Below are 21,007 nucleotides of genomic sequence, written 5' to 3' on the forward strand. Positions count from 1 at the left end.
TCAGAAAGGCGCGTCGCCCTGAATGGTCGTGCGATACAGCTTGCGGCGCAGATGCGCGGGGCAGCCGGCGGCGAGGTGGATCAGCGAGCGGTTGTCCCAGAACACCAGGTCATGCGGTTCCCACTGATGGCGGTAGATGTTTTGCGGCAGCACGCTGTGAGCGAAGAGTTCGCCGAGCAACTGACGACTTTCGTCTTCCGGCAGACCGACAATTCGCGTGGTGAAGCCTTCGCTGACGAACAAGGCCTTGCGGCCGTTTTCCGGATGAGTGCGCACTACCGGGTGCACCACTTCGGCGACCTGAGCCAGCTGTTCCGGGGTCAGGGTCGGGCGCCAGTTGCCTTCGAACTTGGTTTCGCTGTAGCGCGCCGTGTAGGAGTGCGCGGCAAAGCGCCCTTCAACCGCAGTGTGCAACGCAGCGGGCAAGTCGTCCCAGGCTTTGTGCATGTCGGCAAACAACGTGTCGCCGCCCTCGTTGGGCAGCTCCTGGGCGTGCAGCATCGAGCCGAGACTTGGCAGCTCTTTATAGGAGAGATCTGAATGCCAGAACTTGCCGGCGTCACCGAGACCGATGTTCTGGCCGTTCTCGATGATGTTGGAAACGATGAGGATTTCCGGGTGATTGGCCAAGAGGAATTGCTTGAGCACGTGGATCTGCAACACGCCGAAACGGCGGCTGAAATCGATTTGCTGTTGCGGGGTGATCTGCTGATCGCGGAAGACCACGACGTGGTGATCCAGGTGCGCGCGATGAATGCGCGCGAAGTCCTGATCATTGACCGGCCGGCGCAGGTCGAGGCCAACGATCTCGGCGCCGACGGCACCGCTGAAGGGGCGAATTTCGAAAACTTGTGGCGCGGCAGTTGCGGCGCTTTCGGTGGCAGTAGCGGCGGACATCAATCATCTCCCACGCACGGCGCGCTCACGGACGCGCTCGTCGATCAGACACTCACGCTGGATTGCGTGTCGGTTCAGGTCGTGCGGCGCGCCGATTGATCGGCAGGTACGCAGGAGGGTGACTTTATAGCTATAAGAATTGGAAATTAAATACCGTTAACGAATAACGATATGGCGAATGGTGAGGGGGTGGAGTGACGATTTGTGTCACTTACCGACAGCTTCGTAGCGCCTCAGCGGGCGCCTTCGCGAGCAGGCTCGCTCCCACAGTTGGAATGCAATCTCCTGTGGGAGCGAGCCTGCTCGCGAATAGGCCGTCACCAGCGCTGAAGACCTAGCGCTCGTGCAACGCCTCGGCCCGCGCGCGAATGATCGGCTTGAGCAAATAGCTCAACACCGACTTCTTGCCAGTGATGATGTCCACCGAAGCAACCATCCCCGGGATGATCAGCAGTGGCTTTTCATCCGTGCCCAGATGGCTGCGCTCGGTGCGCACTTTGATCACGTAGTAGGTGGTTTTCTTGTCTTCGTCGGTGATGGTGTCCGCACCGATCTGCTCCAGCTGCGCCTTCAGTCCGCCATAAATGGTGTAGTCATACGCAGTGAATTTGACGATCGCTTCCTGCCCCGGATGCAAGAAGGCAATGTCCTGCGGGCGAATCTTGGCTTCGACCAGCAGGGTGTCGTCCAGCGGCACGATTTCGACCATGTCGCTGCCCGGCTGGATCACGCCGCCGATGGTGTTGACCAGCAACTTGTTGACGATACCCCGCACGGGTGAGGTAACCAGCGTACGGCTGACGCGGTCTTCCAGCGCCTTGCCGGTGGCCTGGGCCTTGTTCAGATCGGTGCGCGCTTCGTTGAGCTGGGTCAGCGCTTCGCTGCGGAATTTGCCGCGGGTTTCGTCGATCTTGCGCTGCACTTCCTTGATCGCCGATTCCGCGCGCGGAATGGCCAGCGTGGTCGCATCGAGCTGGCCCCGGGTTTCCACTTCGGCACGCTTGAGGCGCAACACTTCCACTGGCGAGACCGCGCCCTGCGCCACCAGCGGCTCGGACATGTTGATTTCCTGACGCTGCAAGCCGAGTTGCTGACGGTACTGCGCCTGCTTGGAGCTGAACTCACGCAGCTCCTGCTGGCGCTGAATCAACTGCTCCTGCAAGCCGCCGATTTCATCGTGCAACTGCTGACGGCGGCTGATGTACAGCGACTCTTCGCTTTTCGCCTGGCCCGGCACGGCTTTGAGTACGTCCTCGGGGAAATTCAGCGGACGATCATCGACTTCCGCGCTCAGACGCTCGACCCGCAGCAGCATCGACAGGCGATCAGCCTCGGTTTCGCCGACGTTGGAGGCAAAACGCGTGTCGTCGAGACGAATCAGCGGCGCGCCGGCCTCGACGATCTGGCCTTCCTTGACGAACAGCTCGGAGACGATACCGCCCTCCAGGTTCTGGATTTTCTGGATCTTGGAAGACGGAATCGCCTTGCCGTCGCCCTTGGTCACTTCGTCGATTACGGCGAAGTTGGCCCAGAGCATGAGGAACACGAAGAAGCCGATGATCGCCCAGATGGTCAGGCGCACGACGCGCGGGGCGTCTTCGATCAGCGCCTTGTTGACCTCTGGCAGCGGCTGGCCCTGCAGCGAGGCAGAGCCCTTGAAGTAGCGACGGATCGACTCCTTGACACCGGACTTAAGCAACACTGATCTGCCCCTTCTTCAACGCTTCCATCACGGCGGCTTTCGGGCCGTCGGCGAGAATCTGCCCGCGATCGATCACCAGCAGGCGATCGACCAGCGACAACAGCGATGCCCGGTGCGTGACCAGCACCACGGTCTTGTTTTCAATCACTGCTGCGAGGCGTTGCTTGAGACGTTCTTCGCCGGTGTTGTCCATCGCACTGGTTGGCTCATCCATCAGCAGAATCGGCGGATTGAGCAACAGCGCCCGGGCCAGGGCGACGTTCTGCCGCTGGCCGCCAGAAAGGTTCTGCCCGCGCTCACCGACTTGCAGCTCGTAGCCTTGCGGGTGCAGACGAGCGAATTCATGGACGCCGGCCAGTTCGGCGGCTTGCAGCACCAGCTCGTCTTCGACGTAACGCGCGCCGGACACCAGGTTGTCACGCAGGGTGCCGGACAGCAGCTGGATGTCCTGCGGCACGTAGCCGATGTTGTAGCGCAGTTCGCTGACGTCGATCTGGCGGATGTCCACGCCGTCGACCAGCAAGGCACCGTCGTCCGGTTGGTACAGGCCCACCAGCAGTTTCGCCAGCGAACTCTTGCCCGAACCGCTGCGGCCGATGATGCCGATCTTCTCGCCGGGACGGATCACCAGGTTGATGTTCTTCAGCGCCGGGTTCTGCTGGTCCGGGTAGGTGAAGCTGAGCTGACGGCATTCGATCGCACCCTGCAAAACCTTGCGGCTCAGCGGGCGCTCTTCGAAATTGCGCTCCTGGGGCAGTTCCATCATCTGGTCGACCGAGGTCATGGTCACCCGCGCCTGCTGATAGCGCGTGAGCAGTCCGGACAGCGAGGCCAGCGGGCTCAGCGCACGGCCACTGAGCATGTAGCAGGCAATCAGCCCGCCCATGCTCAGGTTGCCGGCGATGATCTGGTACACGCCGAAGACGATCATGATCACCCCGGCCAGTTGCTGGATCAGCAAGGTGATGTTCATCGCCAGGCCGGAGAGCATTTTCACTCGCAGCTCGAGACGGCTGAGGGTGCCGATGGTCTGCTCCCACTGATACTGGCGCTCGCTTTCAGCGTTGTTGACCTTGACCGCATCCAGGCCGGCGAGGGTTTCGATCAGGCTCGACTGGCGCTCGGCGCCCAGCGCCATGGTGCGCTCCATGGTCGCGATCAGCGGCTTCTGCAAGGCGTAGCCGATCAACAGGGCAATCGGGAACGCCAGCACCGGGATCCACACCAGATGCCCGCCGAGAATGGCGATGACGATGAAAATCAGGATGGTGAACGGCAGGTCGATGAGACTGGTCAGGGTCAGCGAGGCGAGAAAGTCGCGCAGACTCTGAAACTCATGGATGTTCTGGGCAAAACTGCCAACCCGCGCCGGGCGGTATTTCATCGCCATGCCGACGATGCGCTCGAACAACGTGGCAGAGATGATCAGGTCGGTTTTCTTCCCGGCCAGATCCAGGCACAGACTGCGCAGGCTCTTGAGGATCAGGTCGAAGATGTACGCGCCAGTGATGCCCAGCGCCAGTACCCACAGGGTTGCTTCGGCCTGATTCGGCACCACGCGGTCGTAGACGTTCATCACGAACAGCGGCGCGGCCATGGCGATGATGTTGATCAGGAAACTCGCGGCGATCGCATCGGCGTAGAGCCAGCGCGAACGCTTGAGGGTGTCGCGAAACCACGAGCGTGCGCGCGGGATCAGCGTGCCGTGGTTGACGTCGAATTTGTGCTGCGGCTGGGCGAAGAAGACTTTGCCGGTGTAATCGTCGGTCAGCAGTTCACGGCTGACCACCGACTCGCCGCCGTCGCTTTCGCTGAGCAGCACGCGTGCTTCGTTGTCGCCCTGCCAGCCGAGCAGGACGGCGCTGCGGCCATCCTTGAGCAGCAACAGCGCGGGCATGGCGATCGCCGGAATTTCTTCGAGCTTGCGCTGCAACACCCGCCCCTGCAGGCCGGCGCGAGCTGCTGCGCGCGGCAGCAACTCGATACTCAAACGTTGTTTGGGCAGCGGCAGGCCGGTGGTCAGCATCGCCGCACTGGCAGGCTTCTGGTGCAGCATGCACAGGGCGAGCAGACCATCCAGCAACGGATCGTCGTGCAACGCGCGTGGATCATGGCTGAGTTGAACTCGACTGACTTCTGATTCCACGCTCGACACTCTTTAACAGTTGAAAGGGATAACTCAGTTCATCCCAGGCAGCTGGACCTTGGGCTTCACGTCGTTCTGCACAACGGATGCCAACGGCGCGACCACTCCCTGGCTTTTGAGCAATTGGCCCATGGTCGCCTTGATTCGGTATTGAGTAAATAACTGAATGTTCTTGATTTCAGCCAGACGCCGCGAGGCGGTGAACAGCTCGTTTTCGCTATCGAGCAAGTCCAGCAGGGTGCGTTCGCCGAGGCTGAATTGACGCTGGTAGGCAGTACGCACCGAAGTGCTGCGATCGACGTATTGCTGAGCGATCGGTACCTGTGCGTTGGCGTTGTTCAGGGCGTTCCAGGCCAGGCCGAGCTCTTCGTTCAACTGACGCAGGGCGTTGTTGCGGATGTCAAGCGCCTGGTTGGCCAGGTACGACTTGGATTCCAGATCGGCCTTGTTGCTGCCACCGGAATACAGGTTGAAGCGCATGCGCAGCATGGCCTGCCATTCATTGTTGTGGCCGTTCTGGCCGTCGATATCGTTATCGGCGGTACGGCCCAGCTCAGCGTCGAAGCGCGGGTAGAAGGTCGATTTGGCGGTGGCGAACTGCTTCTCGGCAGCCGCAATATCCGACTCGGCGGAACGCAGGATCGGGCTGTTTTCCAGCATCTGCGCGCGGGCTTCATTGAGGTTGGCGGGCATCATCGCCATGAACGGCGCCGGGCGCTCGAGCTGGTCGGGCATCTGGCCGACGGCGCTGAGGAAGTTGGTTTCCGCGTCGGCGAGGTTGGTCTGTTCGGTGATCAGGTTGTTGCGGGCCTGGGCCATGCGCGCTTCGGCCTGATCGAGGTCGGCACCGCTGCCGACGCCGCGCTGGGTGCGCAGCTGGATCTGGTCGTAGATGCGCTGGTGGCTCTTGAGGTTCTCCTCGGCCAGACGGACGAATTCGCGACGGGTGAGCACGTCCAGATACACCTGAGCGACAGTCAGTGCAGTACGCTCGGAAGTGCCAAGCAGTGAGTAAGCACGGGAGCTGACGTTGGCTTGTTGACGCGCAACTTCGTTGGACGTCGCGAAACCGTCAAAAACCATTTGCGAGAGACGTAAACTTGACTCGCTGCGGTTCAACGTCTCCCAGTGATTGCTTCCACCGTTCGCTCGAGTGGTCACACTGTCAGTGCCTTCACGGCCATAACCGCCGAGCAGATCGACCTTGGGCAGGTATCCCCCTTTCGCAGCCTTTAACTGATAATCCGCCGCCAATCGACTATTGACCCCCGCCTGAATCTCCGGATGGACATCCAGCGCCTGTTGCATGGCTTCTGGTAAGGATTGTGCTTGTACAAATGAGGCGGCGAGAGCGAAGGGAGCGGCAAGGAGCAAAAGCGAACGCATGGTTGGAATTTTCCCGGAACTTCTTGTCTTGAATCACAGCAGAAACGTGGTGCTGCGTCGGATGATGGCAACCCGAAAGACCGTATGTCGGAAAGTTCAAAAGAGGAACTGGATGACAGGCTGAAGGACAGGTCGCCGCTGAAATATCAATGTGACATTAGTGGGGCGATTGTTTAGGATGGCTCCCAGAAGGTCAATAGTTTGGCATAAAGTTAATCGCGATAATTTATAGCCAGATTATTGACGGAAATACAGCGTCAATAAGTTATCCATTTATAGAAAGTACGTCCAGACTGAAGTGGCGCCGACGCCCGTCAGGTCCATGGAAGTCAACTGAATGTGACACCCCGGAGAGTCTTCAATGAGCAGTGTTGTTGCCATCGTCAAAAGCATTGTCGGTCAGGTTTTCGTGGTGTCCCCAGAGGGCGTGCGTCGCGTACTCGTTGAAGGCGATCGCCTGTATGTCGGCGACCAGATCGATACCGGCCTGTCCGGCGCGGTGTCGCTGGAACTGGCCGATGGCCGCATGCTCGATCTGGGTCGCGACACCCAATGGAGCGCCAGCTCGCCTGACTCCAGCACTGACCTGGCCGAAGCCACGGCGCAGGCTGCGCCTTCTGTAGAAGAACTGCAGCAAGCCATCGCCGCCGGTGTCGACCCGACCACCGCACTCGAATCCACTGCGGCCGGCCCGACCGCCGCAGGTACCGGTGGCGCCGCCGGTGGTGGTCACAGCTTTGTCATGCTCGACGCCACCGCTGGCCGCGTCGATCCGACCATTGGCTTTCCGACGGCGGGCATCAATTCTGCCGGCCAAGTCGCGCAGGACACCACCGGTGGCCTGACCACCGACACCACCACCAACGCGCTGCGCGACTCGACCCTGAGCCTCAGCGCCACGCCGACCATCACCGAAGCCGGCGGCGTGCTGGTGTATACCGCGACCCTGACCCAGGCGCCGCTGACCGACCTGACCATCACTCTGTCCAATGGCGCAGTGATCGTCATCCCGGCCGGCGCCACCACCGGCACCGTCAACGTGCCGCTGGCGCCGAACGACACCGTTTATAACGACCCGAGCCAGATCGACGTTACCGTCACCGGCACCAGCGGCGGCAACGGCATCACCGTGACCCCGCCGACTATCCCGGCGACCACGCAAGTGACAGACACCGTCGATACCACTACCGTCACGTTGACGACTGGTTCGAGCGTGACCGAAGGCGGCCAGATTACCTATACGGCGACTTTGACTAATCCAGCGCAGACGCCGGTAACAGTCACTCTGTCGAACGGCTCGACCATTACCATTGGCGCTGGCCAGACTATCGGCACCGTCAACGTGCCGACCCCAGCGAATGACGTTTACAACAATGGCAGTACCGTTACGGCCACGATCACCGGCGCTACCGGCGGCAATTTCGAAAATCTGGTGCCGAACCCGACGCCAGCCGTTACCACCATTACCGACTCGGTCGACAACACCGGCCTGACCCTGACTGCGACCAACAACATTGTTGAAGGCGGTCAGATCACTTACACCGCGACGCTGACTAATCCAGCGCAGACGCCGGTAACCGTCACTCTGTCCAACGGTTCGACCATCACCATCGCGGCTGGCGAAACCGTGGGCACCGTCAACGTGCCGACTGCGGTCAATGACGTTTACAACAATGGCAGCACCGTCAGCACCACAATCACTGGCGCTACCGGCGGCAATTTCGAAAATCTGGTGCCGAACCCGACGCCAGCCGTTACCACCATTACCGACTCGGTCGACAACACCGGCCTGACTCTCACCGCGACCAACAACATTGTTGAAGGCGGCCAGATCACCTACACCGCGACCTTGACCAACCCGGCGCAAACCCCGGTGACCGTCACTCTGTCGAACGGCTCGACCATCACCATTGCGGCTGGCGAAACCGTTGGCACCGTCAACGTGCCGACTGCGGCCAACGACGTGTACAACAACGGCAGCACCGTCAGCACGACGATCACCGGGGCTACCGGCGGCAATTTCGAAAACCTGGTGCCGAACACCACGCCAGCCGTTACCACGATCACTGATTCGGTTGATAACACCGGCCTGACGCTGACCGCGACCAATAACATTGTTGAAGGCGGTCAAATCACTTACACCGCGACACTGACCAACCCGGCGCAGACGCCGGTGACCGTCACCCTGTCGAACGGTTCGACCATCACCATCGCGGCCGGCGAAACCGTGGGCACCGTCAACGTGCCGACTGCGGCCAACGACGTCTACAACAATGGCAGCACCGTCAGCACCACGATCACTGGCGCTACCGGTGGCAACTTTGAAAACCTGGTGCCGAACACCACGCCTGCCGTTACCACGATCACTGATTCGGTTGATAACACCGGCCTGACGCTGACCGCGACCAATAACATTGTTGAAGGCGGTCAAATCACTTACACCGCGACACTGACCAACCCGGCGCAGACGCCGGTGACCGTCACCCTGTCGAACGGTTCGACCATCACCATCGCGGCCGGCGAAACCGTGGGCACCGTCAACGTGCCGACTGCGGCCAACGACGTCTACAACAATGGCAGCACCGTCAGCACCACGATCACTGGCGCTACCGGCGGCAACTTCGAAAACCTGGTGCCAAACACCACACCTGCCGTTACCACGATCACCGATTCGGTCGACAACACCGGTCTGACCCTGACTGCGACGAATAACGTCGTCGAAGGCGGCCAGATCACTTACACCGCGACGTTGACCAACCCGGCACAAACCCCGGTAACCGTCACGCTGTCCAACGGCTCGACCATCACCATTGCCGCTGGCGAGACCGTCGGCACCGTCAACGTGCCGACTGCGGCCAATGATGTGTACAACAACGGCAGCACCGTCAGCACGACGATCACCGGGGCTACCGGCGGCAACTTCGAAAACCTGGTGCCAAATACCACGCCAGCCGTTACCACGATCACTGATTCGGTTGATAACACCGGTCTGACCCTGACTGCGACGAATAACATCGTCGAAGGCGGTCAGATCACCTACACCGCGACCCTGACCAACCCGGCGCAAACCCCGGTAACGGTCACCCTGTCGAACGGTTCGACCATCACCATTGCAGCCGGCGAGACCGTCGGCACCGTCAACGTGCCGACTGCGGCCAACGACGTCTACAACAATGGCAGCACCGTCAGCACCACCATCACTGGCGCTACCGGCGGCAACTTCGAAAACCTGGTGCCAAGTAACACGCCAGCGGTGACCACGATCACCGACTCGGTTGATGACACTGGCCTGAGCCTCAGCGCCACCGGCTCTGTGGCCGAGGGTGGCCAGATCACCTACACCGCGACGCTGACGAATCCGGCCGGCACCCCGGTAACCGTGACCCTGAGCAACGGCTCGGTGATCACCATTGATGCCGGCAAAACCACCGGCACCGTTACCGTTCCAGCGCCTGCCGATGACGTCTACAAAGACGCCGGCCAGGTCGAAGTCAGCATCAAGGACGCCACCGGCGGCAACTTCGAAAATCTGGTGCCGAACACTACGCCAGCAGTGACCGAAATCACTGACACCGTCGACACTTCGACAGTGAAGCTGAGCGCAGACACCTCGGTTGCCGAAGGCGGCACCGTGACTTACACCGCCACCGTCGGCGCGCCAGTCACCGGCTCGCCTGTGGTCGTGACGTTGGCCAACGGTCAGAACATCACCATCGCCGTCGGCCAGACCACCGGCTCCGTCACTTACACCGCACCGAACGATGCCTTGACCGGCAACGCTCCGCTGACCAACTCGATCACTGGCGTAAGCGGCGGCAACTTCGAAAATCTGGTGGCGGACAAAACTCCAGTCTCGACTTCTGTCACGGACGTTACCGACACCACCAACCTGTCGCTGAGTGCGACCGGTTCTGTGGCCGAAGGTGGTCAGATCACTTACACCGCGACCTTGACCAATGCTGCCGGTTCGCCAGTGACCGTGACCTTGTCGAACGGCGCCGTCATCACCATCCAGGCAGGCGAAACCAGCGGTAATGTGAGCTTCCCGGCTCCGTCCGACGACGTTTACAAAGACTCCGGCTCCGTGCAGGCGACCATCACCAGTGCCACCGGCGGCAATTTCGAGAACCTCGTTCCGAGCACCACGCCAGCGGTCACTCAAGTCACCGACACCATCGACACCTCGACGGTCAAATTGACCGCCGACACCTCGGTCGCGGAAGGCGGCACCGTCACCTACACCGCCACTGTCGGCGCGCCAGTCACCGGCTCGCCTGTGGTCGTGACCCTGGCCAACGGCCAGAACATCACCATCGCCGTCGGCCAGACCACCGGCAGCGTTACCGCCCCGGTATCGAATGACGTGCAGATCGGTCACGCACCGCTGACCAACTCGATCACCAACGTCAGCGGCGGCAACTTCGAAAATCTGGTCGCCGACAAGACCCCGGTCAGCACCACCGTGACCGACACCGTCGACACCACCAGCGTCGCGCTGACTGCCACCGGCAACGTCAATGAAGGCGGGCAGATCACCTACACCGCGACGCTGAGCAACCCGGCCGGTACGCCGGTCACCGTCAACCTGAGCAACGGTTCGGTCATCACCATTGAAGCCGGCAAGACCACCGGCACCGTGACCGTTCCGGCACCTGCCGATGACGTCTACAAAGACGCCGGCAAAGTCGAAGTCACCATCAAGGACGCCACCGGCGGCAACTTCGAAAATCTGGTGCCGAGCACTACGCCTGCGGTGACCAACGTTGCCGACACGGTCAACACCACGCACCTGACCCTCAGCGCAGAAAGCTATGTGCTCGAAGGCTCTTCGATCACTTACACCGCAACGTTGACCAACGCCGCGCAAACGCCGGTAACCGTCAACCTGAGCAACGGCCAGACCATCACTATCGAAGCCGGCAAGACCAGCGGTTCGGTGACGATTGCCGCACCGAGCGATGACGTCTACAAGGACGTCAGCAAGCTCACCGTAACCATGACCGACGCCAGCGGTGGCAACTTCGAGAAACTCGACGTCAGCAAGACTCCGGTCAGCACCACGGTCAACGACACCGTCGACACAACCGCACTGACCCTGACCGCCAGCGATACCGTCAGCGAAGGTGGCCAGATCACCTACACCGCGACCCTGAGCAACCCGGCCGGCACTGCGATGACCGTAACCCTGGCCAACGGCGCGGTGATCAACATCGCTGCCGGAGCTACCAGCGGTTCGGTGAATTTCCCGGCGCCCGCCAATACGCCGTACATCGATGGCAGCAACGTGCGGACGGCGATCGCCAGCCACAGCGGCGGCAATTTCGAGCGCGTCGAGGCCGATCGTTCGGCTGTGGTGACCAAAGTCACCGACGCCGTCGACACCACCGACATCAGCCTGAGCGCCACCGGCAGCGTTGCCGAGGGCGGCTCGATCGTCTACACGGCAACCCTGAGCAATCCGGCCGGCACCGCCATGAGCGTGACCCTGAGCAACGGCGCGGTGATCAACATTGCCAAGGGTGCGAGCACTGGCACTGCAACCGTCGCCGCGCCTGGCGATGACGTGTACAAGGACGCCGGCAAGGTCGATGCGAGCATCACCAAGACCAGCGGCGGCAACTTTGAAAATCTGGTGATCGACAAGACTCCTGCGGTAACTGATGTCACCGACACCATCGACAACAGCACTGTTGCGCTGACCGCCAGCGCCAGTGCGGTAGAAGGCGGCGTGGTTGTCTACACCGCGTCCGTGACCGCACCGGTCACCGGTTCGCCAGTGGTGATGACCCTGTCCAACGGCCAGACCATCACCATTCCGGTCGGCGCCAGCAGCGCCAGCGTCAACTTCACCGCGCCGAACGATGCACAGGCCGGCGGCAACACCCTGAGCGTGAAAATCGACGGCGCCAGTGGTGGCAATTACGAAAATCTCGTCGCCGACCAGACCCCGGCGGTGACCTCGGTAACCGACGTCGCCGACACCACCAACCTGTCGCTGTCCGCGACCGGCTCTGTGGCCGAGGGCGGTTCGATTGTCTACACCGCAACCCTGAGCAACCCGGCCGGCACGCCAGTGACCGTGAGCCTGAGCAACGGCGCGGTGATCACCATCGAGGCCGGCAAAACCAGCGGCACCGTCACCGTTCCGGCACCTGCCGATGACGTCTACAAAGACGCCGGCAAAGTCGAAGTCACGATCAAAGACGCCATCGGCGGCAACTTCGAAAACCTGGTGCCAAGCACCACGCCAGCGGTTACCGATGTCACCGACACCGTCGACACCTCGACGGTCAAACTGACCGCCACCGAAACCGCAGCCGAAGGCGGCACCGTCACCTACACCGCCACCGTCGGCGCGCCGGTCACCGGTTCGCCTGTGGTCGTCACCCTGGCCAACGGTCAGAACATCACTATCGAAGTCGGCAAGACCAGCGGCAGCGTGAGCACCACCGCGCCGAACGACGTCCTCGCCGGCCACGCGCCGCTGACCAACTCGATCACCAACGTCAGCGGCGGTAATTTCGAAAATCTTGTCGCCGACCAGACCCCGGTCAGCACCACCGTGACCGACACCGTCGACACCACCAACCTGTCGCTCAGCGCGACCGGCGCGGTGAACGAAGGCGGCCAGATTACCTACACCGCGACTTTGAGCAACGCCGCTGGCACACCGGTCACCGTGACCTTGTCGAACGGTGCGACTATCCTCATCGAGGCCGGCAAAACCACCGGCAGCGTGACCGTCGATGCACCGAAAGACGACGTCTATAAAGACGCCGGCAGCGTTGAAGCGACCATCCAGAGCGCAACCGGCGGCAATTTCGAGAACCTCGTTCCGAGCACTGCTCCGGCCGTGACGTCTGTCACCGACACCATCGACACTTCGACGGTCAAACTGACCGCCGATACTTCGGTGGCTGAAGGCGGCACCGTGACTTACACCGCTACCGTCGGCGCTCCGGTTACCGGTTCGCCTGTCGTCGTGACATTGGCTAACGGTCAGACCATCACCATCGGCGTCGGCCAGACCACTGGCACTGCAACTGCTGTTGCTGCGAACGATGCGTTGGCCGGTAATGCGCCGATCACCAACTCGATCACCAACGTCAGCGGCGGCAATTTCGAAGATCTGGTTGCGGACAAAACTCCAGTTTCGACTTCTGTCACCGACGTTACCGACACCACCAGTCTCTCGCTCAGCGCCACCAACTCTGTTGCCGAAGGTGGCCAGATCACCTACACCGCGACATTGACCAATGCTGCTGGCTCACCAGTGACCGTGACTTTGTCGAACGGCGCCGTGATCACCATCAAGGCTGGCGAAACCACTGGCACCGCAACCGTTCCTGCACCGTCCGACGACGTCTACAAAGACTCCGGTTCCGTCCAGGCGACGATCACCAGCGCTACCGGTGGCAACTTCGAAAATCTCGTGCCGAGCACCACGCCAGCGGTCACTCAGGTCACTGACACCATCGATACTTCGACCGTCAAACTGACAGCTGATACGTCGGTGGCCGAAGGCGGCACCGTGACTTACACCGCCACCGTTGGTGCGCCAGTTACTGGCTCGCCTGTGGTCGTGACCTTGGCCAATGGTCAGAACATCACTATCGGCGTCGGTCAGACTACTGGCACCGCAACCGCTGTTGCTGCGAACGATGCGTTGGCCGGTAATGCGCCGATCACCAACTCGATCACCAACGTCAGCGGCGGCAATTTCGAAGATCTGGTTGCGGACAAAACTCCAGTTTCGACTTCTGTCACCGACGTTACCGACACCACCAGTCTCTCGCTCAGCGCCAGCAACTCGGTGGCTGAAGGTGGCCAGATCACCTACACCGCGACCTTGACCAACGCCGCTGGATCGCCTGTGACAGTCACGTTGTCGAACGGCGCCGTGATCACTATCAAAGCAGGCGAAACCACCGGCACCGCAACTGTTCCTGCACCGTCCGACGACGTCTACAAAGATGCCGGTTCCGTTCAGGCAACGATCACCAGCGCCACCGGCGGTAACTTCGAAAATCTCGTGCCGAGCACCACTCCAGCGGTCACTCAGGTCACTGACACCATCGATACTTCGACCGTCAAACTGACGGCTGATACTTCGGTGGCTGAAGGCGGCACCGTGACTTACACCGCTACCGTCGGCGCTCCGGTTACCGGTTCGCCTGTCGTCGTGACATTGGCTAACGGTCAGACCATCACCATCGGCGTCGGCCAGACCACTGGCACTGCAACTGCTGTTGCTGCGAACGATGCGTTGGCAGGTAATGCTCCGATCACCAACTCGATCACTGGCGTAACCGGCGGCAATTTCGAAGATCTGGTTGCGGACAAAACTCCAGTTTCGACTTCTGTCACCGACGTTACCGACACCACCAGTCTCTCGCTCAGCGCCACCAACTCTGTTGCCGAAGGTGGCCAGATCACCTACACCGCGACATTGACCAATGCTGCTGGCTCACCAGTGACCGTGACTTTGTCGAACGGCGCCGTGATCACCATCAAGGCTGGCGAAACCACTGGCACCGCAACCGTTGCGGCACCATCTGACGACGTCTACAAAGACGCCGGCTCCGTCCAGGCAACGATCACCAGCGCCACCGGCGGCAATTTCGAAAACCTGGTACCGAGCACTGCTCCAGCGGTGACGACAGTCACCGACACCATCGATACCTCGACCGTCAAACTGACCGCCGATACGTCGGTCGCCGAAGGCGGCACCGTGACTTACACCGCCACCGTCGGCGCTCCGGTTACCGGTTCGCCTGTCGTCGTGACATTGGCCAACGGCCAGACCATCACCATCGGCGTTGGCCAGACTACTGGCACTGCAACCGCTGTTGCTCCGAATGATGCGCTGACGGGCAACGCTCCGATCACCAACTCGATCACTGGCGTAACCGGTGGCAACTTCGAAGATTTGGTTGCGGATAAAACACCGGTTTCGACCACTGTTACGGATGTTGCCGACACCACCAACCTGTCGCTGAGTGCGACCGGTTCCGTGGCCGAAGGTGGCTCGATCGTTTACACCGCGACCCTGACCAACGCCGCAGGCTCGCCAGTGACCGTAACCTTGTCGAATGGCGCCGTGATCACCATCAAGGCTGGCGAAACCACCGGCACCGCAACTGTTCCTGCACCATCCGATGACGTCTACAAAGACGCCGGCTCTGTGCAGGCAACGATCACCAGCGCTACCGGCGGCAATTTCGAGAACCTGGTACCGAGCACAGCTCCGGCCGTGACGACTGTCACCGACACCATCGACACTTCGACGGTCAAACTGACCGCCGATACCTCGGTCGCTGAAGGCGGCACTGTCACCTACACCGCCACCGTCGGCGCCCCGGTCACCGGCTCACCAGTCGTGGTAACTCTGGCCAACGGCCAGACCATCACCATCGGCGTCGGTCAGACCACTGGCACTGCAACCGCTGTTGCTTCGAACGATGCGTTGACCGGCAACGCTCCGATCACCAACTCGATCACTGGCGTAACTGGCGGCAATTTCGAAGATCTGGCTGCAGACAAAACTCCAGTTTCAACTTCTGTCACCGACGTTGCCGACACCACCAACCTGTCTCTGAGTGCGACCGACTCCGTGGCTGAGGGCGGCTCGATTGTTTACACCGCGACACTGACCAACGCCGCTGGCTCACCAGTGACCGTGACCTTGTCGAACGGCGCTGTGATCACCATCAAGGCTGGCGAAACCACCGGCACCGCAACCGTTCCGGCACCTTCCGACGACGTCTACAAAGACTCCGGTTCCGTGCAGGCCACGATCAAAACCGCGACCGGTGGCAACTTCGAAAACCTGGTACCGAGCACCACGCCAGCAGTGACCAGCGTCACCGACACCATCGACACCACCACCGTAAAACTGAGTGCAAACGCCACAGCGGCCGAAGGCGGCAATGTCGTCTACACCGCAACCGTCGGCGCACCCGTCACCGGTTCGCCAGTTGTCGTGACGTTGGCCAACGGCCAGAACATCACCATCGCGGTCGGCCAGACCACCGGCACCGTAACCGCCGTCGCACCGAACGATGCGCTGACCGGCAACGCTCCGCTGACCAACTCGATCACCAACGTCAGCGGCGGTAACTTCGAAAATCTCGTCGCCGACAAGACTCCGGTCAGCACCACCGTGACCGACACCGTCGACACCACCAACCTGTCCCTGTCGGCGACCGGCTCGGTGGCGGAGGGTGGCCAGATCACTTACACCGCGACCCTGACCAACGCCGCTGGCTCGCCTGTAACCGTGACCCTGTCGAACGGTGCGGTGATCACCATCAAAGCGGGCGAAACCACCGGCACCGTGAACGTTCCAGCGCCAGCTGACGACGTCTACAAAGATGCCGGCACCGTGCAGGCGACCATCAGCAGCGCCACCGGTGGCAGCTTCGAAAAACTGGTACAGAGCACCACGCCAGCGGTGACCAGCGTCACCGACACCGTCGACACCACCACTGTCAGCATCACCGGCAGCAGCTCGGTGACCGAAGGCCAGACCGCCAGCTACACCGTCAGCCTCAATCACCCGGCGCAGACCGAAGTGACCCTGAAAATCGTCTACAGCGGCACTGCTGCCGACGGTTCGGACTTCACTGGTGTGTACACCGTGAAGATCCCGGCGGGCGCCAGCAGCGCGCAGTTCAACGTCGCCACCCTCGATGACAAGATCACCGAAGGCACCGAGAACTTCGTGGTCAAGATCGATTCGGCTACCGGCGGCAACTTCGAGAACCTCGCGGTCAGCAGCACCAATGGCAGCGTCAGCACCTCGATCATCGACAACGATGCACCACCGGTGCTCGATCTGGACGCCAACAACTCCAGCGGCGCGACCGGTGCCGATTACAAAGTGACGTTCACCGAGAACACCCCGGGCGCCGGCGTGTCGATCGCTGACACCGACATCAGCATCACCGACCCGGACAGCACGATGCTGACCGGCGCCACCGTGGTGCTGACCAACCGTCAGGACGGCGATGCGCTGAATCTGGGCAACAGCGTCAACGGCATCACCATCAATGCCAACAGCACCAACGGCACGGTGACCCTGACCCTGTCGGGTAACGCGACGCTGGCCGACTACATGCAGGCCATCAAGAACATCAGCTTCACCAACAGCAGCGAAAACCCGAGCACCGTGCCGCGCATCATCACCGTGACGGTGACCGATGGCGGCAATTACTCCAACACCGCGACGACCACGGTCAACGTGGTGGCGGTCAACGATGCACCGGTCGCTGCGCCTAACAATGTCACCGGCACCGAAGACACGCCGCTGGTCCTCGGCTGGTCGACCTTCGGCGTCAGCGATGTCGACAGCCCGGCGAGCAGCCTCGGTATCAAGATCACGCAGCTGCCGGGCGAGGGCAAACTGCAGTATCTGGACGGCTCGACCTGGAAGGATGTCGCCAACAACCAGACCTTCAGCAAGGCCGACATCGATGCCGGCAAGCTGCGTTTCCTGCCGGATGCCAACGAGTCGGGCACCAATGGTTACGGCGGCACCAGTCTGGGCAACAATCAGGCGGACTACGCGCAGATCAAGTTCCAGCCTACCGATGGCCAGGCGCTGGGCAGCACCGGCACGATCAAGATTGACATCACGCCAGTGGCGGATGCGCCGACCGTGGCCGTGGCCGACAACAGCGTGAAATCCACCGGCCTGATCAAGGAAGTCTGGACCGGTCTGTCGGGCCTGGGCACTGACGGCAGCGGCGCGAACTCGACCACCCTGAAAAATGTCATCGACGCGGCCGGCAAACCGAACTCCAGCACCAACGTCACCAACGTGCAGTCTGACGGCAGCGTCGCCGCCGGTACAGCATCGAAGACCTCTGGCCTGATCTATCTGGAAGCCGGCAAGACCTACAGCTTCAGCGGCATCGCCGATGACAGCCTGCTGATCACCATTGGCGGCAAGAGTGTGGCTTCCGGAACCTGGGGCGCGGGCGGTGCGATCAATGGTTCGTTCACCCCGACCACCAGCGGTTACTACACCCTCGACATCTACCACCACAACCAGAGCGGGCCGGGCAGTTACGACGTCAATTTGTCGGTCAACGGCAGCACGCCAATCGATCTGAGCAACGCCGGCGTGCCGATCTACACCGGTGTGCAGGACCTGATCAACTCGGGCGTGACCGTCTCCGATCTGCACGGCACCAACGGCGAAGGTTATTACGACGGCTACAAGCTCAACACCGGCGCTGAAGGCACCACGGTGAAACTGTCGGCGATCAGCACCGCGCTGACCGACACCGACGGCTCGGAAACCCTGAGCGTGAAGATCAGCGGCGCACCGGTCGGTTCGGTGCTCAGTGATGGCGCGGGTCATACCTTCACCGTTACCGCGAGCAATGGCGAGGCCAACGTCACCGGCTGGAACCTCGGCTCTCTGACCGTGACCCCGCCGACCTACTACAACGGCCAGTTCAACCTGACCGTGACCTCGACGTCTACCGAACAGGTCGGCGGCTCGGCAAGCAGCACCGCGACCATTCCGGTCACGGTAGTGCCTGCGGTGTACAACGCGGTCACCGCCACGTCGGGTGATGACAACGTCACCGGCACCGACGCCAACGACATCATCGTCGCTGACATCGGCGGCCTGACCGTGGTGCCGGGCACCAACTACAACATTGCGTTCATGGTCGACAGCTCGGGCAGCATGAGCACTTCGTCGCTGAACGCTGCGAAAGACTCGCTGACGTCGGTGTTCAACAGCCTCAAGCAAAGCCTGGGCGGTAGCAACTCGGGTACGGTGAACATCTTCTTGGTGGACTTCGATACCCAGGTCAACAAGTCGGTGTCGGTGAATCTCAACGATCCGAACGCGCTGACGATGCTCAAAGCCGTACTCAACTCGATGGGCTCTGGCGGCGGTACCAACTACGAGGACGTGTTCAAGACCACGGCCAACTGGTTCCAGAGCGCTGACGCCGTGGCCAACACCGGGGCGAAGAACCTTACGTACTTCATCACCGACGGCGAGCCGACTTACTACCAGAGCGGCGAGCAAGCCAACCCGACGCTGTACGGCAACGTGAAGCTCGATGACGTGGTGAAAACCAGCAACTACAAGCCGGGCGACACCTTCAGCACCTACATCGACAATACCCATGCGTTGACGATCAACAGCGCCGGCACCGTGACTCTGCAGACCTATAGTTCATGGTGGGGCTGGAGCAGCAGTAACCTGGGCACCATCCACGCACAGGGCGACGGCACTTATGAGTTGTCGAACCTGGCCGGTACCGGTAACAGCACCAACTCGTCGACGAGCAGCAACTCGGCCAGTGGCTTTGCCTTGCTCAACGGTCTGTCGAACGTCGAAGCGATTGGCCTGAACAGCGGCGTCACTCTCGATGACCTGAAACCGTACGACTCGGACAAAACGCCGCAAACCAACATCGATCCGAAGGATCTGGCCAACTCGATCATCGGCCATACCGAAGCGACGATGCCGGGTAACGACACCGTCAATGGTGGCGAAGGCAACGACATCCTGTTCGGCGATCTGGTCAGCTTCAACGGCATTGCCGGCGAGGGTTACCAGGCGATGCAGGCGTTCGTCGCCAAAGAAACCGGTGTCGACGTCAGCAAAGTCAGCACCAGTAATGTGCACCAGTACATCACCGAGCACTATCAGGCGTTCGATGTGTCCGGCGCGCACGATGGCAACGACACGCTGCTCGGTGGCGCAGGCAATGACATCCTGTTCGGCTCGGGCGGCACCGATCTGCTCGACGGCGGCAAAGGCAATGACATCCTGCTCGGCGGCACCGGCAACGACACGCTGATCGGCGGTCAGGGCAATGACATCCTGATTGGCGGTTCCGGTGGCGACACCTTCGTCTGGAAATCGGGCGACACCGGTAACGACGTGATCAAGGATTTCAAAGCCAGCGAAGGCGACCGCATCGACCTGCGCGACCTGTTGCAGGGCGAGACCGGCAGCACGATCGACAACTTCCTGAAAATCACCACAGTGGATGGCACGTCGTCGCTGCAAGTCAGCTCGGCGGGCAAATTCAACTCGGGCGATACCGCTGCGGCCACGCCGGACGTGACGATAAAACTGGAAGGCAACAACTGGGCGAGCGCCAATCTGCACAACCTGATTGCCGGCAGCGACCCGACCATCAAGGTCGATCACAACAACAGCTGAGGCTGAAACAACGACGGCCGCCTCCTGTGGGGCGGCCGTCGCGTTTGCGGGCAATGCAGCGGTGACGATTTGATCGTCGCCCCGCATACTGGCGCGCAGTTGGCTATGCTGCTGACAGCATGACGCTGTTCATTTGTGAGGGATGCTCAATGTTTTACGTGCAACGCGATGCGCAAGGCCAGTTGATTCGCGTGGAAGCTGCGGCGTACGCCGAGGCCACGGAAACGCTGCCCGCCGATAACCATGAAATTCAGGCGTGGTACGCCAACGAAGCCGTGGAAAACAGCCTCAAACAGCTCAAGCAGAGCGACTTTGAAATGATTCGGGTACTCGACGACCTGATTCAGGTGCTGACCCAGAAAGGCGTGATCCGCGTCACCGACCTGCCAGCGGCGGCCCAGGCCAAACTGATGGACCGCACCCAGGCGCGTGAAGCGCTGGGCGGGTTGAGCCAGTTGATCGATGAGGATGAGGGCGGGTTGATCTGATCCTGCCAAGATCCAAAGCTTACCCTCACCCCGGCCCTCTCCCGGAGGGAGAGGGGGCCGATCGAGGTGTCTTGCGCTATCCATCGACCTGAGAGATCGAGTCGATTTTGGATTCAGTGGAGCTCTTGCACGTCGGCGTATCTCGTAAATATCCCACGGTCAGTCCCCTCTCCCTCTGGGAGAGGGTT

Annotated in this window: 6 protein-coding genes; 2 read left to right on the forward strand and 4 right to left on the reverse strand. The window is 61.2% G+C overall.

The window, feature by feature from the left end:
* The 4 genes from ND528_RS27195 to ND528_RS27210 form a co-directional block, all read right to left on the reverse strand.
* On the reverse strand, positions 1-897 hold the full coding sequence (locus ND528_RS27195; protein ID WP_263471661.1) for a TauD/TfdA dioxygenase family protein: 897 nt from the start codon (positions 895-897) through the stop codon (positions 1-3).
* Positions 898-1,231: 334 nt separating this feature from the next.
* Positions 1,232-2,599 carry an HlyD family type I secretion periplasmic adaptor subunit gene (locus tag ND528_RS27200; RefSeq protein WP_024011116.1) on the reverse strand — a complete coding sequence of 456 codons (1,368 nt, stop codon included), beginning with the start codon at positions 2,597-2,599 and terminating at the stop codon, positions 1,232-1,234.
* Entirely contained in the window at positions 2,589-4,745 is a 2,157-nt protein-coding gene (locus ND528_RS27205) for a type I secretion system permease/ATPase (protein WP_137215001.1), read from the reverse strand. The genes ND528_RS27200 and ND528_RS27205 overlap by 11 nt, the downstream gene beginning before the upstream one ends.
* Before the next feature lie 33 nt (positions 4,746-4,778).
* On the reverse strand, positions 4,779-6,131 hold the full coding sequence (locus ND528_RS27210) for a TolC family outer membrane protein (RefSeq protein ID WP_016772278.1): 1,353 nt from the start codon (positions 6,129-6,131) through the stop codon (positions 4,779-4,781).
* 361 nt (positions 6,132-6,492) lie between these two features.
* Between ND528_RS27210 and ND528_RS27215 the strand changes: the two genes are divergently transcribed.
* On the forward strand, positions 6,493-20,331 hold the full coding sequence (locus ND528_RS27215; protein WP_263471662.1) for a retention module-containing protein: 13,839 nt from the start codon (positions 6,493-6,495) through the stop codon (positions 20,329-20,331).
* 149 nt (positions 20,332-20,480) lie between these two features.
* Positions 20,481-20,819 (forward strand): hypothetical protein, encoded by a 339-nt coding sequence (locus ND528_RS27220; RefSeq protein WP_016772279.1) that lies wholly within the window; start codon positions 20,481-20,483, stop codon positions 20,817-20,819.
* Positions 20,820-21,007 lie beyond the last annotated feature (188 nt).

It is taken from the genome of Pseudomonas mercuritolerans, from assembly GCF_025706525.1.
GTDB classification, from domain to species: domain Bacteria; phylum Pseudomonadota; class Gammaproteobacteria; order Pseudomonadales; family Pseudomonadaceae; genus Aquipseudomonas; species Aquipseudomonas mercuritolerans.

Bases quoted from the DNA above. Each gene is read 5' to 3' on its own strand.
- ND528_RS27195 (WP_263471661.1), bottom strand. From the start codon at position 897: ATGTCCGCCGCTACTGCCACCGAAAGCGCCGCAACTGCCGCGCCACAA.
- ND528_RS27210 (WP_016772278.1), bottom strand. From the start codon at position 6,131: ATGCGTTCGCTTTTGCTCCTTGCCGCTCCCTTCGCTCTCGCCGCCTCA.
- ND528_RS27215 (WP_263471662.1), top strand. From the start codon at position 6,493: ATGAGCAGTGTTGTTGCCATCGTCAAAAGCATTGTCGGTCAGGTTTTC.
- ND528_RS27220 (WP_016772279.1), top strand. From the start codon at position 20,481: ATGTTTTACGTGCAACGCGATGCGCAAGGCCAGTTGATTCGCGTGGAA.